Genomic DNA, 19,719 nt, shown 5'->3' with positions numbered 1-19,719 from the left:
CGGACGGACGACGGCTGAGTGTTGCAAACTCGGCTTGCAGTGTCAACAACGTTTAACAATTGCAACGCATCGTGAGCGTCATGCAAACGTGCATGATTGGATATAGAATGCGGATCTTATATTTCCTGTACGCATATAAGACCATGAGTCTTCCCCTGATCCTGAACCTGGCCATCGCCCTGGCCGCGTGCGGCCTGCTGTACGTCATGCAGCAACGCCACCTGTCTTTCACGAAACGCGTGTTCACGGGCCTCGGCCTGGGCATCGTCCTCGGCGCGGCGTTCCAGGCGTTCTACGGCAACGGTTCACCGGTCATTGCACAGACGAATGCGTACCTCGACATCGTCGGCACGGGCTATGTAAAGCTGCTGCAGATGATCATCATGCCGCTGATCATGGTCTCCATCATCCAGGCCATCCTCAAGCTGCGCGATGCCTCGTCGCTCGGCAAGATCAGTGCGCTGACGCTCGGCACGCTGATGGTCACGACGGCCATCGCCGCCTCGATCGGCATCCTGATGGCCAAGCTGTACGGCCTGTCCGCCGTCGGCCTGACGTCGAGCGCGGCCGAAGTCGCGCGCGGCCACTATCTAGAAGGCAAGCTGGCGACGGCGCAGGATGTGTCGCTGCCGACCATGATCCTGTCGTTCATTCCCGAGAATCCCTTCCTCGACATGACGGGCGCGCGCAAGACGTCGACCATTGCCGTCGTGCTGTTCTCGATCTTCATCGGTGTGTCCGCCACGGGCATTGCCGCCAAGAAGCCGGACGTATTCGAAAAGTTCAGCGAGTTCGTCCACGTCGCCCACGTGATCGTGATGCGCATGGTGACGCTCGTGCTGCGCCTGACCCCGTTCGGCGTGTTCGCCCTGATCACGCAGGTGCTGGCGAGCTCCAGCGTGCAAGACATCCTGAAGCTGATCGGCTTCGTGGCGGCATCGTACAGCGCGCTGATCCTGATGTTCGGGGTGCACCTGCTGATCATCGCGGCCGTGGGCCTGAACCCGGGCCGCTACGTGAAGAAGATCTTCCCCGTGCTCGCCTTCGCGTTCACGTCGCGCACGTCGGCCGGTTCGATCCCGATGAGCGTGCAGACGCAGACCGCGCGCCTCGGCACGCCGGAAGGCATCGCCAACTTCGCCGCGTCGTTCGGCTCGATGATGGGCCAGAATGGCTGCGCCGGCATCTATCCGGCGATGCTCGCGGTCATGATCGCGCCCACCGTCGGCATCGATCCGTTCACGAGCAGCTTCCTGTTGCCCCTGGTCGGCATCGTCACCATCGGTTCCGTCGGCGTGGCCGGCGTGGGCGGCGGCGCCACGTTCGCCGCCCTGATCGTGCTGTCGGCGCTGAACCTGCCCGTCGCGCTGGCGGGCCTGCTGATTTCCATCGAGCCACTGATCGACATGGGCCGTACCGCCCTCAACGTCAGCGGGTCCATCACGGCCGGCACGTTCGCCAGCCGCGTGCTCGGCCAGACCGACATGACCGTGTTCGACAGCGACGCCGAAGTCAACCTCGACAGCGAGGAGCAAGTGGCGTAAAGGTGGTGCAAACCTTTCTCCTGTCCACGTAAGAGCCCGCCTACACGTCGTTTTGGCACACGTTTTCGTCCGGAATCGTGCGCGGAAATCCCGCCGAATCCGTCTATGATCGCGTCATGTCAAAATCACAAACGGTCGGATGATGGATCAAAAGTGGCCACAGGAAATCTGGCTCGTCAGGCACGGGCAAAGCGCCGGTAATGTCGCGCGCGATGCCGCCGAAGCGGCGGCGGGCCTGCTCATCGACATTGCCGAGCGCGACGTCGACGTGCCCCTGTCCGAGCTGGGCGTGCGCCAGTCGCAGGCCCTGTCGGGCTGGTTCGCCGCGCTGCCGCCCGGCGGCCAGCCGAACGTCGTGCTGCATTCGCCGTACGTGCGCGCCGCCGAGACCGCCAATATCCTGATGCAGCGCCTGAACCGCGACGAGTTGCTGGCCGTCCACGCCGACGAACGCCTGCGCGAAAAAGAGTTCGGCATCCTCGACCGCCTGACGGTGCGCGGTATTGCCGAGAAATATCCCGAGCTGCATGAGCAACGCCACCACGTCGGCAAGTTCTATTTCCGCCCGCCGGGCGGCGAGAGCTGGTGCGACGTCATCCTGCGCCTGCGCAGCGTCCTCGACACCATCACGCGCGAGTACCCGCGCGAGCGCGTGCTGATCGTCGCGCACCAGGTCATCGTCAATTGCTTCCGCTACCTGATCGAGCGGATGGACGAGGCGACGATCCTCGAGCAGGACCGCGCCGGCGATGTGCCGAACTGCTCCGTCACGTCCTACGCGTTCGATCCCACGCTGGGCAAGCGCGGCAAGCTGGCCGTCCGCCTGGTCAATTTCGTCGCCCCGCTCGAAGCCACCGGCACGCCGGTCACGGTCGCCAAAGACCAGCCCACCGCCGCCAAGGCCTGAGGTCCTTTCATGACGCTGCACACCCATGCCCGCCCGCGCGACGTCGATACGAGCCTGCTGCGCAGCTGGCCGCTGCCCGTGCCCTCGAACGACGCCGACAAGGAAGACCGCGGCCACGTGCTCGTCCTCGGCGGCTCGCGCGAGATGCCGGGCCCCGTGATCCTGGCCGCGACGGCAGCCCTGCGCGCCGGCGCCGGCAAGCTGACCATCGCCACCGGCCGCAGCGTGGCCCAATTGGTAGCGCTCGCTATTCCGGAATCGCGCGTGCTGGGGCTGGCGGAAAACGATGCCGGCGGCTTCACGGTCGAAGCCGTGGCCGCGCTCGATCCGCTTGCGGACAAGATCAGCGCCATCCTCATCGGCCCCGGCATGCGGGACGAGGTCGCGACGGCCCGTCTCGTGCACGCGCTGCTGCCGCGTCTCGACGGCACCGACACGAACGTGTTGCTCGACGCCGAGGCGATGGGCGCGGTGTTGCATCCGCCCGTGGGCAACCCACCCTTCCGCTTCAACGTGCCGGTCCTGTTGACGCCGCATGCGGGCGAGATGGCCCACCTGACCGGCATCGCGAAAGACGAGATCGGCGCGGCACCGGACCGCCATGCCATCGAAGCGGCCCAACACTGGAACGCCGTCGTCGCGCTGAAGGGCGCGCGCACCGTGATCGCGGCGCCGGGCGGCGAACGATGGCAGCACGAAGGCGGCAACGTCGGGCTCGCCACGTCCGGTTCGGGCGACGTGCTGGCCGGCATCATCGCGGGGCTCGCGGCGCGCGGCGCCACGCTCGCGCAGGCCGCCGCCTGGGGCGTCGCGCTGCACGCGCGCGCGGGCGAGCGCCTCGCCGAACGCTTCGGCAGACTGGGTTACCTGGCGCGGGAATTGTGCGACGTCATTCCCGCCCTGCTCGAACAGGCCGCCGGCGACAGCGCCGATGCGGCGTCACGACCATCCGGCAGCTTCGCCGGGGGACAAAGGGTTGAACGATGACGGTTCGGCTCTTATCCAATCCGCATGTGTCGAAGTTGCAGGCGGCACGGCGGAACAAGGGAAACTCCGGTTTCCCAAAGCAGAAGGCGTGCAATCCGACGAACCGGCCGGCACGCTGCCGGTCAAATGCTGACAGTCGGATTCGTACGCCACCGGGGCCGCGTATTGCGTCGGTTCCCTGATGGTTCACGCTTGGACCGCATGGTCCATCGGGAACCCAAGCCCCGCCTCACTTCCAGTGCTCACCGGGAGACGGCGGTAAACGATAGACGTGAACGAGGAGTAAAACAAATGAAAGCTCTTAACAACGCATCGAAAATTCTGTTTGCTGCAGCCCTGATGGCCAGCCTGGCCGCTTGCAAGAAGAATGACACCACCAGCACGACCGGTACCGGCGACACGTCGGCCACCGCGCCGAGCAGCAGCTCCGGCACCAGCGGCACGACCGGTGCCACCGGCACGGGCACGACGGGTGACACCACCGGCACCGGCACCGGCGCGACCGGCACGATGGGCGGCGCAACCGGCGCGACCGGCACCACCGGCGACACCGGCACGGGCGCAACGGGCACCGGCACCACCGGCACGGGCGCAACCGGCACCACCGGTACCGGCGCAACGGGCACGACCGGCGGCACCGGCTCGTCGGGCACGTCGGGTACGTCGGGCACGACCGGCAGCGACACGTCGGGCACCGGCACCTCGGGGACCGGTACCTCGGGCCGCTGATCGCCGTGGCGCACCGGCCAAGGGTCGGGAACGGCCCTTGGCACCGGCATGCACTGGGCGCGGCGGATGCGGCCCTAGTGCATGCCGTGACACGATGAAAAAAAAGACCTGCGGGGCAGGTCTTCTTGGGCCTGCGCTTGCAGGCCCTTCTCATTGCATGCCGGCCGCAGCCGGCACCACACCGTTACGCCGTCGCCGGGCGGCCGCGGCCGGTAGCGAAGCGGCCGGCCTTCACGATCAGGCGGAAGACCAGGCGCACGAGCACCAGCGTGAGGATCGCTTCGACGAAGGTCATCACGAACGCCGGCAGCGCCGTGAAGCGGGCCGCGCGGCGGTGGAACTTGGCCACCATGCGGTCGCGGGCGATCTCGATGCTGTCGTAGAAGGTCGGGACGACCAGCAGGGTCAGCACGGTCGACGTGATCGTGCCGCCGATGATCGCAATGGCCAGCGGCTGGTAGAACTCGCCCGAGTCGCCCAGGGCCAGCGCCACCGGCAGCATGCCGGCGATCAGCGCGAACGTCGTCATCAGGATCGGACGCAGGCGGGCGCGGCCGGCGGCCATCAGCGCGTCTTCGCGGTCCATGCCTTCCGCTTCCCGGGTACGGGCGGCGTCCAGCAGCAGGATCGCGTTCTTCGCCACGAGACCCATCAGCATGATGATGCCGATGAAGCTCATCAGGTTCAGCGTGCCGTTCGTGAGCAGCAGCGCGACGACGACGCCGATCAGCGACAGCGGCAGCGACAGCATCACGGCGAGCGGCGCCGTGAACGAGCCGAACTGCATCACCAGGATCAGGTACATGAGGCCGATACCCGAGACCAGCGCGATCGTCATCTGCGTGAACACTTCCTGCTGATCCTTGCTCTGGCCACCCAACGACAGGCCATAGCCCGGCGGGAAGTCCATCGATTTCGCCAGCTTGAGGGCGTCGTCCATGACTTCGCCATTCGAGCGGCCCTGGGCATTGGCCGACACGCGCACGACGCGCTTGCCGTCCTTGTGCTCGATCGCGGACGGGCCCTTGCCCATCGTGATCTTGGCGATCTGGTCCAGCGGCACCATCATGTTGCTGCCGGTGACGGCGATCGGCAGGCGCTCGATGTTCTCCAGGCCCACGCGGTCTTCCGGCGCCAGGCGCACGGCCACGTCGCGGGTCTCGCCCGTCGGGTCGACCCAGTCGCCGACCTCGATGCCGGCGAACGCGACGCGCAGCGCGGTGGCGGCGTCGCCGACCGAGATGCCCATCATGTTCGACAGGCCGCGGTCCAGCTCGATCTGCAGCTCGTCCTTCGGATCCTGCTGGGACAGCGTGACGTCCACGGCGCCCGGCACCTGGCGCAGCTTGTCCATGTACGCGTTGGTCAGGTCCATCAGCTTGCGCGAATCCGAGCCAGTGAATTCGATCTGCACGGGCTTGCCGTTGCCGTTCAGGTCGTCCGTTACCGTGTACTCGGCACCGACGAGGCGCGCGATCTTGTCGCGCAACTCGACGGCGATCTCGGAGGCGCTGCGCTTGCGTTCGCCGCGCTTGCCGATGTCGACGTAGATGCGGCCGCCGCCCGAGTTGATCGAGGCGTTCGTGTCCTTCGTCTCCGGCATCGTGCGCGCCAGCGTGGCCGCTTCTTCCATCTTCATGCGGGCATAGCCCACCGACGACGACGCCGGCGTACGCACTTCGATCAGCAGCTGGCCGCTGTCCTGCTTCGGCAGGAACGACGTGCCGCCGAACTTGCCCTGCAGGCCCAGCGCCGCGACGAGGCTGGCGACGGCGATGATGGCCATCCAGCGGCGGTGGTGCAGCGCCCAGGCGATCACATGGCCGTAGCGGTTGGCCTGGTGATCGAACCACGTGTTGAAGCGCGCGAGATATTTCTCGATGCCCTTCTTGGGCGCATGGTGGTGGCCCGGCGGGTCGCCCCAGTAGGCGGACAGCATCGGGTCGAGCGTGAACGAAATGAACAGCGACACGATCACGGAGCAGGCGACCGTGAGTGCGAACGGACGGAACCATTCGCCCGAGATGCCCGGCATGAAGGCGACGGGGATGAACACGGCCATGATCGAGAACGTCGTGGACGCGACGGCCATGCCGATCTCCGCGGTACCCTCGAGGGCGGCCGTGCGGCGGTCGGAACCGTTTTCCATGTGGCGGACGATGTTTTCCCGCACGACGATCGCATCGTCGATCAGCACGCCGATCGCGAGCGACAGGCCCAGCAGCGTCATGAAGTTCAGGGTGAAGCCGCACAGCCACACGGCGATGAACGCGGCCAGCACGGACGTCGGCAGCGACAGTGCGGTGATCAGCGTGGAACGCCACGAGTTCAGGAAAGCGTACACGACGAAGATCGTCAGCACGGCGCCGAACACGAGCGATTCGATGACGTTGTTCAGGCTGTCCTGCGCGTCTTCGCCGCCGTCGTACGAAATGTCCAGCTTGGTGCCAGCCGGCAATTCCTTGCGGATCTGCTCGATTTCCGCGCGCACCTTCTTGGCGATGCCGACGGTCGATCCTTCGCGCGACCGCACGATCTGGATACCGACGTTGGGCTTGCCGCTGCGCATCGACACGCTGTCGATGTCGGCGAAGCCGTCCTTGATGTCGGCCACCTGGTTCAGGCGCACGACGGTGTCGCCGTTGCGCTTGACGACCACCTGCGAGAAATCTTCCGGACGCTCGATGCGGCCGACGAGGCGGATGCCCTTCTCGTCCAGTTCGCTACGCACCTTGCCGACCGGCGCGTTCGTGTTCTGGCGCGACAGCGCATTCGTGACGTCGCTGACGGAGACATTGTATTCGCGCAGCTTTTCCGAATGGAGCAGCACGGACAGCTCACGGCGCAGCGAACCGTTCACCTGCACGTTGGCCACGCCGTCGATCGCACGGAAGCGGTCGGCCAGCTGGTCTTCGGCCAGGCGCGAGATCTCGGCATGGCTCTGCGTGCTCGACGACAGCGCCAGGTTCATGATCGGCTGGGCGGACGGGTCGACGCGGCGCAGCACCGGTTCGCGCATCTCGATCGGCAGCTTGTAGCGGACGGACGCGATGGCGTTGCGGACGTCGTCCGACGCCTCGATCAGGTTGCGCTTGAAGTCGAAGCGCAGCACGATCGTCGCGCTGCCCTCGTTGGCGTACGCGTTCACCTCGGTCACGCCGGTGATGGCGAGCATCTGCTTCTCGAGGCGTTCGATGAGTTCGCGTTCGGACGTTTCCGGCGACGCGCCCGGATACGGGATCGTCACGACGATGATCGGAATCTCGACGTCCGGGTTCTGGTTCACGCGCAAGTGATTGAGCGCGAGCAGGCCCATGCACATCATGCCGATGATCAGCACGAGTGTCGCGATGGGCTTCTTGACACTGAAATTGGACAGGAACATGGTGGTTAATCCCGCTTATTTACCCTGGGGTGCGCTGTTGGTGGCGCTGTTGGCGGTACCTGCGGCGCTGGCGACGCGCGCAGCGGCCGCCATTTCCACCTTCTGCCCATCCTTCAGGGTCGAGCCAGGGTGACGCAGCACGGTGTCGCCGGACGCCAGGCCATTCTTGATTTCGAAATTGCCGGTGCGGGGATCGCGCGAACCCACCGTCAGGTCGATCTTCGCCAGCTGGCCGCCCTTCACTTTCCAGGCATACGTCTTGTCGCCGGCCTTGACCATCGCGGATTCCGGCAAGGTGATCGCGTCGGACAGGACGGCGTCGATGCGGCCCTCGGCATACAGGCCGGCCACGCGCGGACGGGCCTCGTTCGTGAAGCCGACGAGCACCTCGACCTGGCGCGTGATGTCGTTCGCGGACGGGTCGATGCGCTTGACGATGCCGGTGAACTTTTGCTCGCCGTAACCGTTGACGCGGAAGAAGACCGGCTGGCCGACCTTGACGGCGGCGATCTTGTCGGCCGACACGCGGCCTTCGAAGCGCATGCTCGTCGGATCGATTACCTTCAGCAATTCCTTGCCGATGGCGGCCGTGTCGCCGGGGGAGACTTTACGGTCGGAGACGATGCCGTCGAACGGCGCGCGCACGACGGTGCGGGTCACCTGCTGCTGGGCGGCCACGAGGCGTGCCTTCGCGGCGGACAGCTCGCTCTGGGCACTGTTGCGGCGCACTTCGGCGTCGTCCAGCGCCTGGGCGGACGTCATGCCGGACGCGCGCAGCGTCTTCAGGCGCTCGAGGGCGCGGTTCGACTGCTCCAGGGCCTGGGAGGCGGCGCGCTGGGCTTCCTGGGCGGACATCAGGCTGTCGCGGATCGACGTCTCGTCCAGCTTGACGAGCACGTCGCCTTTCTTGACCGGGTCGCCGTTCTCTTTCAGTACCTGCAGCACGATGGCGGACACTTCCGCGCGCAGGTCGGCCTTACGTTCCGGCTGGACCGAGCCCGTGATCACCGGACCGTTCGCGAGCGCACTGCTCTGTACGGTCAGGACATCCTCGGGAGCGACGAGCAGCTGGACGGCCTTGCCATCCTTCTGCTTCGCATCCGCCTGCGCGTTAGCGGCGTCGGGCTTTGCAGGGTCCTTGTCATGTTTGCCGCACGCACTGAGTGCGGAAGCAATAGCAAGGAAGATTATAGTTTTGCGCAGCATTTCTTGGTTCCCCCGAGGATGGACTCGTTACCTGTAAAAATAAGAATATAAAAGGCCAGCGCGCAGTATCGAATAGGCGGTCTTGACCGTCAATTGACGTTTCGGCAAAGCGCGGTTTTGGTGGGATGAACTGCAGATAGGCGGGATGAAATGCGTTTGGCCGAGGTTGAATTGCGCGAAAAAAGGGACAACGCGCGGACAGGCGGACGTCCGGGTGGACGGGTGAAGGGGTTGGCACGCAAACTTGGCGGGAGCGGCCGTGCTTCATTACACGGCCACAAGACCGTCGCCCCTGCGAAGGCAGGGGCCCAATTTCATTTGCTGAACAGATGGTAGACCAGGTTCCCCATCAGAATCCCGGTCACGATCCCCCCGCCGATCTCGACGAGCGTATGCCCCATCCGCTCGCGCAAGGTCGTGTGGCCGGCTTGTCCCGCGGCCAGGCGGTTGATGGCGGCGGCCTGGCGGCCGACGTGCTGGCGCAGGCTGTTGGCGTCGATCATCACGATGAAGCACAGGGTGACGGCCACGCCGAACGCCGGATGGCCGATGCCCTCGCGCAGGGCGATCAGGGTTGCCATGCTGGTGACGGTGGCGCTGTGGTTGCTGGGAAAGCCGCCATTGCCGACCAGGTTGAACGCCCAGCGCCCCTGGCGCGCACTGTTGATGAGGAATTTGATCGGGCCGACCACGAGCCAGGTCAGCACCGGGGTGACCAGATAAGAGACATCCATGTGAAATCCATTCAAGGGGAAACGGGAGGCATGACGCCGGGCGGCATTATGGCAGATGCGATGTCACGTGAGCAATTCACGCTGTGTCGATCGATGCGCCCGCCAAAGCGGGAAACGGGTTAATATGCGCGGTGTGGTCATTCAGACAATGCGTAGATAAGAACTGGAGAGGTACATGCAACATTTCAGGTTGTCGTTCGTCGTCACCGCCGTCCTGCTGGCGCTGGCCGGCTGGTGGGGCTTTTCCCACGGTGGCAGCGCCGGCCTCCTGCAAGCGCTGTGGATCGCGGCGGTGCTGGGCGTGCTCGAGATCTCGCTGTCGTTCGACAACGCGGTCGTCAACGCGTCCGTGCTGCGCAACTGGAACGCGTTCTGGCAAAAACTGTTCCTCACGGTCGGCATCGTCGTCGCCGTGTTCGGCATGCGCCTGCTGTTCCCCCTCCTCATCGTGTCGGTGGCGACGGGCCTGGGCCTGATCGACGTCTGGCACATGGCCGTCAACAACCCGGACGAGTACGCCCGCAACCTGACGTCGCGCCATGCCGAAGTGGCCGCGTTCGGCGGTGCATTCCTGTTGCTGGTCTTCCTCAACTTCCTGTTCGACGAGGAAAAGGAACTCCATTGGCTGGGCTGGATCGAAGAAAAGGTCGGCAAGTACGGCTCGGAAGGCCTCGCCGTCCTGCTCACCCTGCTCGCCGTGTTCGGCTGCATGAGCCTCGTGCCGCAGGAGCGCAAGCTGTCCACGCTCATCGCGGGGGTCGTCGGCGTGCTCGTGTACGTGGGCGTGAACTGGTTCTCCGGACTGCTGGAGGAAGAAGAATCCGACCCGGCCGTCGGCAAACTGATCTCGCAGGGCAGTATCGGCGGCTTTTTATACCTGGAAGTGCTGGACGCGTCGTTCAGCTTCGACGGCGTGATCGGCGCATTTGCCATCACGAACGACGTCGTCGTGATCATGCTCGGCCTCGCCATCGGCGCCATGTTCGTGCGGTCGCTGACCGTGTTCCTCGTGCACAAGGGCACGCTGGAAGAATTCGTCTTCCTCGAGCACGGCGCGCACTACGCGATCGGCATCCTGGCCCTGATCATGTTCGCCAGCGTCGAGTACGAGATTCCCGAATGGTTCACCGGCCTGTCCGGCGTGGCCTTCATCCTGGTATCGCTGTGGTCGTCGATCCGCTACAAGAAGCGCGAGCAACTCGAGTCGGCGACCTGAAAACCCGTAGACATTAATAGAAAGGAAGCAAGATGGCGATCAGTTTGCAAAAAGGCGGCAACGTCAACCTGTCCAAGGAAGATCCGAACCTGAAAAAGGTCATCATCGGCCTCGGCTGGGATCCCCGCGCGACCGACGGCGCCACCTTCGACCTCGACGGCAGCGCCTTCCTGCTGCGCGGCGACGGCAAGGTGCGCGGCGATGCCGACTTCATCTTCTACAACAACCTGCAGTCCAGCGACGGCTCCGTCAAGCACACGGGCGACAACCGCACGGGCCAGGGCGAAGGCGACGACGAACGCCTCATGGTCGACCTCACGCGCGTGCCGCCCGAGGTGGAAAAGATCGCGTTCGCCGTCACCATCCATGAAGCGGACCAGCGCCGCCAGAGCTTCGGCCAGGTCGCCCGCGCCTTCATCCGCTGCCTGAACGCGGACGGCGAGCGCGAGATCGCCCGCTACGACCTGTCGGAAGACAGCTCGACGGAGACGGCGATGATCTTCGGCGAACTGTACCGCTATGGCAGCGAATGGAAATTCCGCGCTGTGGGCCAGGGCTATAACGGCGGCCTCGGGCCCCTCGCCCGCTCGTTCGGGGTGCAGGTCTAAGATTAGCCTAATTGACAATCCGGGCGCCCATGTCAGAATGGGCGCGCTTCGTCACGCCCCGTTACCTTACCTTACTCCGACCATGCCCAAGACCCTGCCGCGCCGCGCCATCGCCATCCTCGCCTCCGTCGTCATCGCCGCCGTGGCGCTGTTCGCCCTGTACACGTGGATCGTGCTGAACTGGTCGTACTCGGAAGGCGAACGGGCCGGCTACCTGCAGAAACTGTCGCGCAAGGGCTGGCTGTGCAAGACCTGGGAAGGCGAGATCCTGCTGTCCAGCATGCCGGGCGCCATTCCCGAGCGCTTCAACTTCACCGTGCGCGACGAGAACGTCGTGCGCCAGCTGCAGGCGGCCATGGGGCAGCGCGTGCAGCTGACCTATTCGCAGCACGTCGGCGTTCCGAGCACCTGCTTCGGCGAGACCGGGTACTTCGTCGACAAGGCCGTCGTCGGCGGGTCGAATCCGGTGGCCCCCAGCAATATGTGATGCGTTGTTGCGTCCATTTTGTTAAAGAAATGTTATACGCAAACATTTCTGTTGCGGGCCGCAAGTCCCTGCCCTACACTCTCCTGAGAAAGCAATACGACAGGAGACGACATGCAACAAAACCCCATCCGTAAAATCGTCATCGTGGGGGGCGGCACGGCCGGCTGGATGGCCGCGGCCCCGCTGGCCCAGCGCATGGGCCAGCGCTGCGAGATCGTGCTGGTGGAATCGCCGGACATCGGCACGATCGGGGTGGGCGAAGCGACCTTGCCGACGATCCGCTTCTATAACGCGGCCCTGCAGCTCGACCACGCGGACTTCATCAAGAAGACCCAGGCCAGCTTCAAGCTCGGCATCGAATTCAAGGACTGGGGCCACGTCGGCAACCGCTTCTTCCACGGCTTCGGCGACTTCGGTCCGCCCATCAACGGCATCCAGGCGCACCACTACTGGCTGCGCCTCGCGCGCACCTTCGATCACATGCCGGCCCTGGAAAACTGGTCGATGGCATCGGTCATGGCGCGCGAGAACAAGTTCACGATGCCGAACGACGCGCAGCCGGGCGCCACGGACGCCTACTCGTTCGGCTACCATTTCGACGCCGGCCTGTACGCCGCCTTCCTGCGCGATTACGCGATGGCGCGCGGCGCCAAGCGCGTCGAAGGCACGATCACCAGCGTCGACCAGCATCCGGAAACGGGCTTCGTCACGGCCGTGCGCCTGGCGGATGGCCGCACGCTCGACGGCGACCTGTTCATCGACTGCTCGGGCTTCCGCGGCCTGCTGATCGAAGGGGCATTGAAGGCCGGCTACGACGACTGGAGCGAGCACCTGCCGTGCAACAGCGCCCTCGCCGTCCCGTGCGCGCGCGTCGAACCCCTGACGCCGTACACCCGTTCGACGGCCAAGGGCGCGGGCTGGCTGTGGCGCATCCCGCTGCAGCACCGCACCGGCAACGGCCACGTGTACAGCAACGCGTTCACGACCGACGAGAAAGCGCGCCAGGACCTGCTCGACGGCCTCGACGGGGCCGCGCTGGACGAGCCGCGCCAGCTGCGCTTCGTCACCGGCAAGCGCAAGAAATCGTGGGTCAAGAACGTCGTGGCGATGGGGCTGTCGGCCGGCTTCGTCGAACCGCTGGAATCGACCAGCATCAGCCTGATCGAAACGGCGGTCGGCACCCTGATCGAACAGTTCCCGGACCGCGATTTCCGTCCCGAGCTGGCGGACGAATTCAACCGGATCATCGGCAGCCGCTACGAGTCGATCCGCGACTTCATCGTCATGCACTACAAGCTGACGAAGCGCGACGACACGGAATTCTGGCGCTATTGCGCGAACATGACGATCCCCGATTCGCTCGCGCACCAGATCGAACTGTTCCGCGAGACGGGCCGCGTCGCGATCCTCGACCGCGACAGTTTTCTCCTCCCCTCGTTCGTCGCGATGCTGGTCGGCCTCGGTGTCGAGCCGAAGCGCTACGATCCGTTCGTGGACGATGTCGACATGCGCCAGCTGCACGGGCACTTCGCGGGACTGCGCGACCTGATCGTGCAGACGGTGGCGAAGATGCCGGGGCACGGCGCGTATCTGGAGAAGAACGCGAAAGCATAAGCTGGTAGGGTGGGCACCACGTGCCCACGCGACGTACGCGGTTAGTTGGCGTTACGCGTGGGCGGAGGCCGCCCACCCTACGAAGCTCGGCAGCCGGCGATCACTCGTGATCGCGGTCGGCCCGCTGCTTGGCCACCGCATCCGCGAGCCGCAGCGCCGCCTGCACTTTCGAGGGCTGCTGCGAGAACCGCCCCAGCACCTCGCGCGCGAGGTCTTCCGATTCGGCGCGCTGCTTGGCTTCGGCCTGGCGCGCCTCGATCTGTTCGCGCAGCGCGGCCAGTTCCGCCACCTGATCTTCCTGGCGCACGGATTCCAGCTCCACGAGGCGCTTCTTCGCCTCCGCCATTTCCTGCGTGGCGAGCGCCGTCTTGCGCTGCATTTCCGCCGCCAGTTGGGCGTTCGCGAGCAGCGCGCGCTGGGCGTCGCGCTTGTCGATCGCGGCCTGCGCCGCCGCCTGCTCGGCCGCCTCGCGCATCTTCGCCAGCTGCGCGCGCTCCGCTTCGGCGGCCGCGCGGGCTTCCGCCGCGGTCACCGCGGCGCGCTCGGACGCCATGCGGGCGGCGGCCGCTTCGTTGGCGCGCACGTCGGCGGCCGTCTGCTGCTGTTGCGACGACAGCTTTTGTTCCAGCAGCAGCAAGGCGTCGTGCGCGGCATCGGCGGCCGCGCGTTCGGCCGCCAGCAATTCTTCCGTCAAGGCCTGCTGGCGGCGTTCATGGGCGGCGCGGTCGGCCTGCGCCTGCGCCAGTTCGGCCGCGCGGGCGGCCTGCTCGCGCTGGGCGTCGGCGATCGCCTGCTCGTGGTCGGCCTGGCGCGCCGCCTGTTCCGTGATCGCGCGCTGGGCCTCGATTGCAGCCTGGCGCTCGGCGGCGGCGCGCTGCTCGTGCCCGGCCTGCGCGGCCAGCAGCGCCGCGTGTTCCTGTTCGGCGGCCACGCGGCGCGCGTCGAATTCGGCCTGCTGGGCCGCCAACGCATCGCGCTGGGCCTGCAGCCGGGTGGCGTGCTCCCGTTCGGCCGCGGCGAAGCGCGCTTCCGTCTCGGCGCGCAGCGCGGCGATCTCGCGCTCCTGCGTTTCGAGCCGTTCGGCCAGTTGAATCGTTTGCTCCTGTTCCGCGGCGGCGCGGGCTTCGGCGGCGGCGGCCAGCGCGCGTTCCGCCTCGATGCGGGCCTGCTGGCGCGCCAGCGCCTCCTGCTCCGCCTGCACGCGCGCCTGTTCGGCCTGTGCCAGCGCCTGCGCCTGCGCGGCGCGTTCCTCCGCCAGCCGCGCCGCTTCGCGCTCGTGTTCGACCCGCTCCGCCTCGGCCGCGCGTTCCGCCTCGGCTGCCGCGTTCTGCGCGGCGCGCGCGGCGGCGGCCGCTTCAGTCAAGGCTGCGCGCTCCTCGGCCAGCTGGCGCTCGCGCTGCTGGGTGTCCAGATCGCGCTGCGCCGCCTCCTGCGCGACGCGGTCGGCTTCCATCCGCAGGCGCGCCTGTTCGGTGGCTGCGCGCTCGGCGTCCAGGCGGGCCTGGCTTTGCTGGGACTCTTCCTCTTCCGCGGCGGCGCGGGCCATGGCCACGTCGCGCAGCTTGCGGTCCGCTTCGATGCGGGCTTCCGTCGCGGCCAGGATGCGGGCTTCGGCTTCGCGCCGCGCGGCGGCGGCGTCGGCCGCCATCTGTTCCAGGCGTTCGCGGTGGATGGCCGCGTCGCGCAATTCCTTCTCCGTCTGCAGGCGCATGCGCAGCGATTGCGCGGCCGTCCGCTCCGATTCCACCTGGGCCAGCGCGATCGCTTCCCGTTCCTGTTCGATGTGCGCGAGGGCGCGGGCTTCCTCGATTGCGCGTGCCTCCGCGGACGCGCGCGCGAACGCGGACGCGAGCGCCACCTGGTCCGCGCGTTCGCGCTGCTGCGCCAGTTCCAGTGCCTCGGCTTCGGCCTGCGCCAGTTTCTCCGCGGTCTGGCGCGCGGCCCGCTCGGCCCGTTCGCGTTCGCGCGCGAGGATCGCCACACGGGCGTCGGCGCTGGCGCTGTGGTGCACTTCCTCGCGCGCCGCATGCACGGCCGCCACGCGTTCGGCCGCCTGCAGGCGCGCCTGTTCAGCGTGGATCGCGAGATCGTCGGCGTCACGCTGGGCGCGGGCGGCGATCTCGGTATCGATGCGCGCCTGTTCCGCCGCGCGCTTGCGGGCATCGTCCTCGGCGCGGGTGCGGGCTTCGGCCGCGATGCGGATCTGCGTGTCCGATTCGACGCGGGCGCGCAGCCCGGCCGTCTCCTGGCGGATCGCTTCCAGGCGCTCGGCGGCGGCCTTGGCGGCGGCACGCAGGGTTTCGATACGGTCGCGGTTCGCCTCGATCGCCTCTTCCGAAGCCTGCGCGTTCGCGAGGGCAGCGGCCGCCGCTTCCGCGTCGATCGCGGCGCGCTCCTCGGCCAGGCTGCGCGCACGCGCTTCCGCGTGGGCGCGGTTCTCCGCCGCCACCGCCGCCTTCGCTTCCGCCTCCACGCGCGCGATGCCTTCCTTGATCGCGCGCTGTTCCAGATGCTCGCGCTGTGGCTCGACCTGCGGCGCCGCGTGGTCTTGCGCGGCGGGCATCAGGTCGATCGTGAAGTCGGCGTCGTCTTTCTGTGCGGATGGATCGGTGCGGTCGGCGTCGGTCATGGATGGCTCGTCAAGTGGCTTTTGCGGACCCGGGCGAATCCGCACTTAATTATGCGACACGGTTCTGTTTCGTGTCACGCCGAGCTGAATCGTAAACCTCTGTCAATTCCGGCGTTAGACCGGGAACAACGGCGGTTCATCCATCAGCGCCACCTGCTCGCGCAATTCGAGGATGCGGTCTTGCCAGTAACGCTGGGTATTAAACCAGGGAAATGCCGCGGGGAAAGCAGGATCGTCCCAGCGCATCGCCAGCCACGCCGAATAATGGATGAGCCGCAGCGTGCGCAGCGCCTCGACGAGGTACAGCTGGCGCGGATCGAATTCGCAGAAGTCTTCGTAGCCGGCCAGCACGTCGGCCAGTTGACCCACCATCTCCTGGCGCTCGCCCGACAGCAGCATCCACAGATCCTGCACGGCCGGGCCCATGCGGCTGTCGTCGAAGTCGACGAAGTGCGGACCGTCGCCCGTCCACAGCACGTTGCCCGCGTGGCAATCGCCGTGCAGGCGCAGCAGGGACAGTTGCCCGGCCCGGTCGTAGCAGCGCGCGACGCCGTCCAGGGCCTGGTCCAGCACGCTCGTATAAGCGGTCAGCAATTCGGGCGGGATGAAACCGTGGCCGATCAGCCAGGCGCGCGGCTCCCTGCCGAACGTGTCGAGGTCGAGCCGGGGCCGCTCCGCGAACGGCTTCACGGCGCCTACCGCGTGGATGCGGCCGATGAAGCGGCCGATCCATTCCAGCGTGGCCGGGTCGGACAGCTCCGGCGCGCGGCCGCCGCGGCTGGGGAAGACGGCGAAGCGGAAGCCGCCGTGCTCGTGCAGCGTGCGGCCGTCGAGGACGCGGGCCGGCACGACCGGGACTTCTTGGTCGGCCAGTTCCTGCACGAATGCGTGCTCTTCGAGGATGGCGGCATCGCTCCAGCGTCCGGGCCTGTAAAACTTCACGACGACGGGCTGGCCTTCTTCGCGGCCCACGCGGTACACACGGTTTTCGTAGCTGTTCAGCGCGAGCAGGCGGCCGTCGCCGCGCAGGCCCACACTGTCGACGGCATCGAGCACCATCGCCGGATCGAGACGCGAGAAGGGATGGCCGGAGGTGTTATCAGAGGGATTATCCATCCCGCCATTGTAAGGTTTTCGCCGGCCAGGAGGCGGAAGCGTTACACTGGCGCCTTCAACGCAAGGGAAACAGAAACAATGCAACTCGACCAGCCCCTCTCCGAAAAAGAATTCGACGACCTCGACAACTTCCTCCTGTCCGATCGCTGCTCCGACGACGCGATGACGATGGACACGCTGCACGGCTACCTGACCGCCATCGCGATCGGTCCGGAAACCATCATGCCGGCCGAATGGCTGCCGCGCGTGTGGGGCGAGGAAGGCGCCGTGCCCAAGTGGAAAAACCCGAAGGAAGAAGAACGCATCGTCAACCTGATCATGCGCTTCATGAACGAGGTGCTCGTCACCTTCGAGGTCGCGCCGAAGGAATTCGAGCCGCTGTACGTCGAGCACCACATCAACGGCGAGACGCTGATCGACGCCGAGGCGTGGTGCTGGGGTTTCTGGGAAGGCATGGAACTGCGTCCCGGCTCGTGGGAAGAAATCTGGGACTCGGAAGCGGGCCCTCTGATGCGCCCGATCTACCTGCTGGGCGCCGACGAGATCGACGAAAGCGAGCTGAAGGAAGTCGAGGACCCGAAGAAGGCGCACAAGCTGGCGCTGGAGATCGAGGCCAACCTGCCGGGCATCCACCGCTTCTGGCTGCCGCGCCGCAAGGCCGCCGTCGAGACGGTGCGCCGCGACGAGCCGAAGGTCGGCCGCAACGACGACTGCCCGTGTGGCAGCGGCAAGAAATACAAAAAATGCTGCGGAGCCGATGACTAAAACCGGGGTCAGAGCCCGGTTTTAGGCAATTTCTCAAAATCGGGCTCTGACCCCGGTTTGTGCTGGCGCAATCAGGCCGCCTCCGCCAGGCGGCTTTCGAACAGCGCGGCCAGCAGGTCCGACTGGCTGACCACCCCCAGGAACACCGCCCGCTCGTCCACCACGGGAATGTGGTGCAACCCGCCGTTGCTCATCAGCGGCACGAGCGTGGCGATCGGTTCGTCCTTGCTGACGACCGCGACCTTCGTCGACATCAATTCCCCCACCGTCCCCGCCCGTTCCGGCCGCACGCCCAGCACGTGGGCGAACAGGCCGCGCAGGCGTTCGCCCAACGTCTGGTAATCGTCCAGGCCCGCATGGTGCAGGAAATCGCCCTGGCCGATGATGCCGGCCACGCGGCGCGACGCATCCAGCACCGGCAGCGCGTGCAGGTTGTGGTGGCGCAGCAGGCGCCACGCTTCGTCGAGCGGCATGGTCGGCGTGGCGGTCACGACGTCCTTCGACATGATCGCGCCGCAGTTCACCGTGCCGAAGCGGCGCGCGTAGGCGCGTTGCTCCGTCTGCAGCAGGATGTCTTCCAGGTCGTCGCGGCTGACGTCCAGCACCTGGCCGTAGCGGGCCAGCACGGCATCGAGGTCCTCGGCGGTAAAGCCCAGGCGCGCCATCGGGGCCGGATCGCGCGTCGCGTGCGCGGTCTGTTGCGCCGTGCGCAGCGCCGATTTCTGGTTGTGCGGATAGCGCCGGCCCGTCAGGTTGTTGAAGACGAGCGCCGCGAGCACGATCAGCGTGGAGTTCAGGCACACGGGCAGGAACGCGAACTCGAAGCCGGCCGCGTGGATGGCCGGGCCGCCGAGGACGGCCGTCAGCGCGACCGCGCCGCTGGGCGGATGCAGGCAGCGCAGCAGGAACATCACGAAGATCGCGCAGGCACCCGCCAGCGGGGCCGCGAGGGCCGGGTTGGCGACGCTTTTGGCGCAAATGATGCCGATCAGCGCGGAAATCGTGTTCCCCCCGATCACCGACCACGGCTGGGCCAGCGGGCTGGCCGGCACGCAGAACAGCAGCACGGCCGATGCGCCCATCGGCGCGACGAGGGCCAGCGACCCGATGCCCGAGCCCCTGGTCAGCATGTCGCTGAGGATCGCCGTCACGAACAGCCCCACGAGGGCCCCTGCCACCGCGCGCATGCGTTCCCCGCGCGGCACTGTATTCGGTTGCGGTACGAACGAGCGCAACCATTCCAAACTGTGTTCCAGCATCATTCCTGTCGATTGTAAAAGAACGGCAACGCCGGGGCATCGCACGCTTTTGCTAAAAAAATGTATCACGTTATGATATATTATTTGGTTCCCGAAGCCAACGCCCCTTGCACAACAAGCCAGTGAAAGACGAATCCCCCCCGCTGTCCAAGACGGATTTCGCCGCATTGTCGGAATTCCGCTACCAGATGCGGCGCTACGAGCGCTTCTCCGAAAACGCCGTGCAGGCCGAGGGCATCACGCCGCTGCAATACCTGCTGCTCCTGCACATCAAGGGTTTTCCCGGACGCGAATGGGCCACCGTCGGCGATCTGGCCGAGCGCCTGCAGGCCAAGCAGCACGGCGTCGTCGCGCTCGTCACGCGCTGCGAGGCGGGCGAACTGGTCGTGCGCCGCACGAATGCCGAGGACCGGCGCCGTGTGGAAGTGCACCTGCTGCCCAAGGGCGAGGCGCTGTTGACGCGGCTGGCCGCCGTCCACCGCGCCGAGCTGCGCGCCCTGCAGGGCGTCTTTACTATTCCTAATCTTGCATAA

Annotated in this window: 16 protein-coding genes; 10 read left to right on the top strand and 6 right to left on the bottom strand. The window is 66.5% G+C overall.

Annotated features, from left to right (window positions below):
* Window positions 1-143: 143 nt before the first annotated feature.
* From ACEN98_RS24285 to ACEN98_RS24270, 4 genes are all read left to right on the top strand, one after another.
* Window positions 144-1,544 carry an L-cystine transporter gene (locus tag ACEN98_RS24285; RefSeq protein ID WP_413387472.1) on the top strand — a complete coding sequence of 467 codons (1,401 nt, stop codon included), beginning with the start codon at window positions 144-146 and terminating at the stop codon, window positions 1,542-1,544.
* 142 nt (window positions 1,545-1,686) lie between these two features.
* Window positions 1,687-2,451: a histidine phosphatase family protein gene (locus ACEN98_RS24280; RefSeq protein WP_413389075.1), complete on the top strand. Its 765-nt coding sequence runs from the start codon at window positions 1,687-1,689 to the stop codon at window positions 2,449-2,451.
* A gap of 9 nt (window positions 2,452-2,460) precedes the next feature.
* Complete coding sequence (locus ACEN98_RS24275) at window positions 2,461-3,438, top strand: NAD(P)H-hydrate dehydratase (RefSeq protein ID WP_413387471.1); 978 nt, start codon at window positions 2,461-2,463, stop codon at window positions 3,436-3,438.
* A gap of 291 nt (window positions 3,439-3,729) precedes the next feature.
* The gene (locus ACEN98_RS24270; RefSeq protein ID WP_413387470.1) at window positions 3,730-4,167 is read left to right on the top strand and encodes a hypothetical protein; all 438 of its coding nucleotides are present in this window, start codon (window positions 3,730-3,732) and stop codon (window positions 4,165-4,167) included.
* 184 nt (window positions 4,168-4,351) lie between these two features.
* On the opposite strand, the gene ACEN98_RS24265 is transcribed toward ACEN98_RS24270, so the two are convergent.
* The 3 genes from ACEN98_RS24265 to ACEN98_RS24255 form a co-directional block, all read right to left on the bottom strand.
* Entirely contained in the window at window positions 4,352-7,552 is a 3,201-nt protein-coding gene (locus ACEN98_RS24265) for an efflux RND transporter permease subunit (protein ID WP_413387469.1), read from the bottom strand.
* A gap of 15 nt (window positions 7,553-7,567) precedes the next feature.
* Entirely contained in the window at window positions 7,568-8,758 is a 1,191-nt protein-coding gene (locus ACEN98_RS24260; protein WP_413387468.1) for an efflux RND transporter periplasmic adaptor subunit, read from the bottom strand.
* Window positions 8,759-9,072: 314 nt separating this feature from the next.
* Window positions 9,073-9,492: a divergent PAP2 family protein gene (locus ACEN98_RS24255; protein WP_413387467.1), complete on the bottom strand. Its 420-nt coding sequence runs from the start codon at window positions 9,490-9,492 to the stop codon at window positions 9,073-9,075.
* Between the two features lie 175 nt (window positions 9,493-9,667).
* Between ACEN98_RS24255 and ACEN98_RS24250 the strand changes: the two genes are divergently transcribed.
* The 4 genes from ACEN98_RS24250 to ACEN98_RS24235 all read left to right on the top strand — a co-directional run bounded on the left by ACEN98_RS24250 (window position 9,668) and on the right by ACEN98_RS24235 (window position 13,417).
* A complete protein-coding gene (locus tag ACEN98_RS24250; protein ID WP_413387466.1) occupies window positions 9,668-10,708 on the top strand; it encodes a DUF475 domain-containing protein in 1,041 nt (346 codons plus the stop codon).
* Window positions 10,709-10,740: 32 nt separating this feature from the next.
* On the top strand, window positions 10,741-11,316 hold the full coding sequence (locus tag ACEN98_RS24245; RefSeq protein ID WP_259452037.1) for a TerD family protein: 576 nt from the start codon (window positions 10,741-10,743) through the stop codon (window positions 11,314-11,316).
* Between the two features lie 82 nt (window positions 11,317-11,398).
* A complete protein-coding gene (locus ACEN98_RS24240; protein WP_413387465.1) occupies window positions 11,399-11,803 on the top strand; it encodes a hypothetical protein in 405 nt (134 codons plus the stop codon).
* A 111-nt stretch (window positions 11,804-11,914) separates the two neighbouring features.
* Window positions 11,915-13,417 carry a tryptophan halogenase family protein gene (locus ACEN98_RS24235; RefSeq protein ID WP_413387464.1) on the top strand — a complete coding sequence of 501 codons (1,503 nt, stop codon included), beginning with the start codon at window positions 11,915-11,917 and terminating at the stop codon, window positions 13,415-13,417.
* Between the two features lie 100 nt (window positions 13,418-13,517).
* Here ACEN98_RS24235 and ACEN98_RS24230 read toward each other — a convergent pair whose 3' ends face one another.
* Window positions 13,518-16,046, bottom strand: a complete 2,529-nt coding sequence (locus tag ACEN98_RS24230) for a hypothetical protein (protein ID WP_413387463.1) — start codon at window positions 16,044-16,046, stop codon at window positions 13,518-13,520.
* Between the two features lie 114 nt (window positions 16,047-16,160).
* A complete protein-coding gene (locus tag ACEN98_RS24225) occupies window positions 16,161-17,162 on the bottom strand; it encodes a serine/threonine protein kinase (protein WP_413387462.1) in 1,002 nt (333 codons plus the stop codon).
* 78 nt (window positions 17,163-17,240) lie between these two features.
* Here ACEN98_RS24225 and ACEN98_RS24220 point away from each other — a divergent pair, with 78 nt between their 5' ends.
* The gene (locus ACEN98_RS24220) at window positions 17,241-17,927 is read left to right on the top strand and encodes a UPF0149 family protein (protein ID WP_413387461.1); all 687 of its coding nucleotides are present in this window, start codon (window positions 17,241-17,243) and stop codon (window positions 17,925-17,927) included.
* Window positions 17,928-17,998: 71 nt separating this feature from the next.
* Here ACEN98_RS24220 and ACEN98_RS24215 read toward each other — a convergent pair whose 3' ends face one another.
* On the bottom strand, window positions 17,999-19,114 hold the full coding sequence (locus ACEN98_RS24215; RefSeq protein WP_413387460.1) for an HPP family protein: 1,116 nt from the start codon (window positions 19,112-19,114) through the stop codon (window positions 17,999-18,001).
* Between the two features lie 260 nt (window positions 19,115-19,374).
* Here ACEN98_RS24215 and ACEN98_RS24210 point away from each other — a divergent pair, with 260 nt between their 5' ends.
* Window positions 19,375-19,719 (top strand): MarR family winged helix-turn-helix transcriptional regulator, encoded by a 345-nt coding sequence (locus tag ACEN98_RS24210; RefSeq protein ID WP_156403887.1) that lies wholly within the window; start codon window positions 19,375-19,377, stop codon window positions 19,717-19,719.

The sequence above is a fragment of the Massilia sp. CT11-137 genome (assembly GCF_047302885.1).
GTDB classification, from domain to species: Bacteria; Pseudomonadota; Gammaproteobacteria; order Burkholderiales; family Burkholderiaceae_D; genus Telluria; species Telluria orientalis.
Note: the sequence above shows the minus strand (reverse complement) of the source record. Positions and strands in the feature narration are given on the sequence as shown.

Bases quoted from the DNA above. Each gene is read 5' to 3' on its own strand.
- ACEN98_RS24260 (WP_413387468.1), bottom strand. From the start codon at position 8,758: ATGCTGCGCAAAACTATAATCTTCCTTGCTATTGCTTCCGCACTCAGT.
- ACEN98_RS24230 (WP_413387463.1), bottom strand. From the start codon at position 16,046: ATGACCGACGCCGACCGCACCGATCCATCCGCACAGAAAGACGACGCC.
- ACEN98_RS24270 (WP_413387470.1), top strand. From the start codon at position 3,730: ATGAAAGCTCTTAACAACGCATCGAAAATTCTGTTTGCTGCAGCCCTG.
- ACEN98_RS24245 (WP_259452037.1), top strand. From the start codon at position 10,741: ATGGCGATCAGTTTGCAAAAAGGCGGCAACGTCAACCTGTCCAAGGAA.
- ACEN98_RS24225 (WP_413387462.1), bottom strand. From the start codon at position 17,162: ATGGATAATCCCTCTGATAACACCTCCGGCCATCCCTTCTCGCGTCTC.
- ACEN98_RS24235 (WP_413387464.1), top strand. From the start codon at position 11,915: ATGCAACAAAACCCCATCCGTAAAATCGTCATCGTGGGGGGCGGCACG.
- ACEN98_RS24275 (WP_413387471.1), top strand. From the start codon at position 2,461: ATGACGCTGCACACCCATGCCCGCCCGCGCGACGTCGATACGAGCCTG.
- ACEN98_RS24255 (WP_413387467.1), bottom strand. From the start codon at position 9,492: ATGGATGTCTCTTATCTGGTCACCCCGGTGCTGACCTGGCTCGTGGTC.
- ACEN98_RS24280 (WP_413389075.1), top strand. From the start codon at position 1,687: ATGGATCAAAAGTGGCCACAGGAAATCTGGCTCGTCAGGCACGGGCAA.
- ACEN98_RS24265 (WP_413387469.1), bottom strand. From the start codon at position 7,552: ATGTTCCTGTCCAATTTCAGTGTCAAGAAGCCCATCGCGACACTCGTG.
- ACEN98_RS24215 (WP_413387460.1), bottom strand. From the start codon at position 19,114: ATGCGCGCGGTGGCAGGGGCCCTCGTGGGGCTGTTCGTGACGGCGATC.
- ACEN98_RS24240 (WP_413387465.1), top strand. From the start codon at position 11,399: ATGCCCAAGACCCTGCCGCGCCGCGCCATCGCCATCCTCGCCTCCGTC.
- ACEN98_RS24285 (WP_413387472.1), top strand. From the start codon at position 144: ATGAGTCTTCCCCTGATCCTGAACCTGGCCATCGCCCTGGCCGCGTGC.
- ACEN98_RS24210 (WP_156403887.1), top strand. From the start codon at position 19,375: ATGCGGCGCTACGAGCGCTTCTCCGAAAACGCCGTGCAGGCCGAGGGC.
- ACEN98_RS24250 (WP_413387466.1), top strand. From the start codon at position 9,668: ATGCAACATTTCAGGTTGTCGTTCGTCGTCACCGCCGTCCTGCTGGCG.
- ACEN98_RS24220 (WP_413387461.1), top strand. From the start codon at position 17,241: ATGCAACTCGACCAGCCCCTCTCCGAAAAAGAATTCGACGACCTCGAC.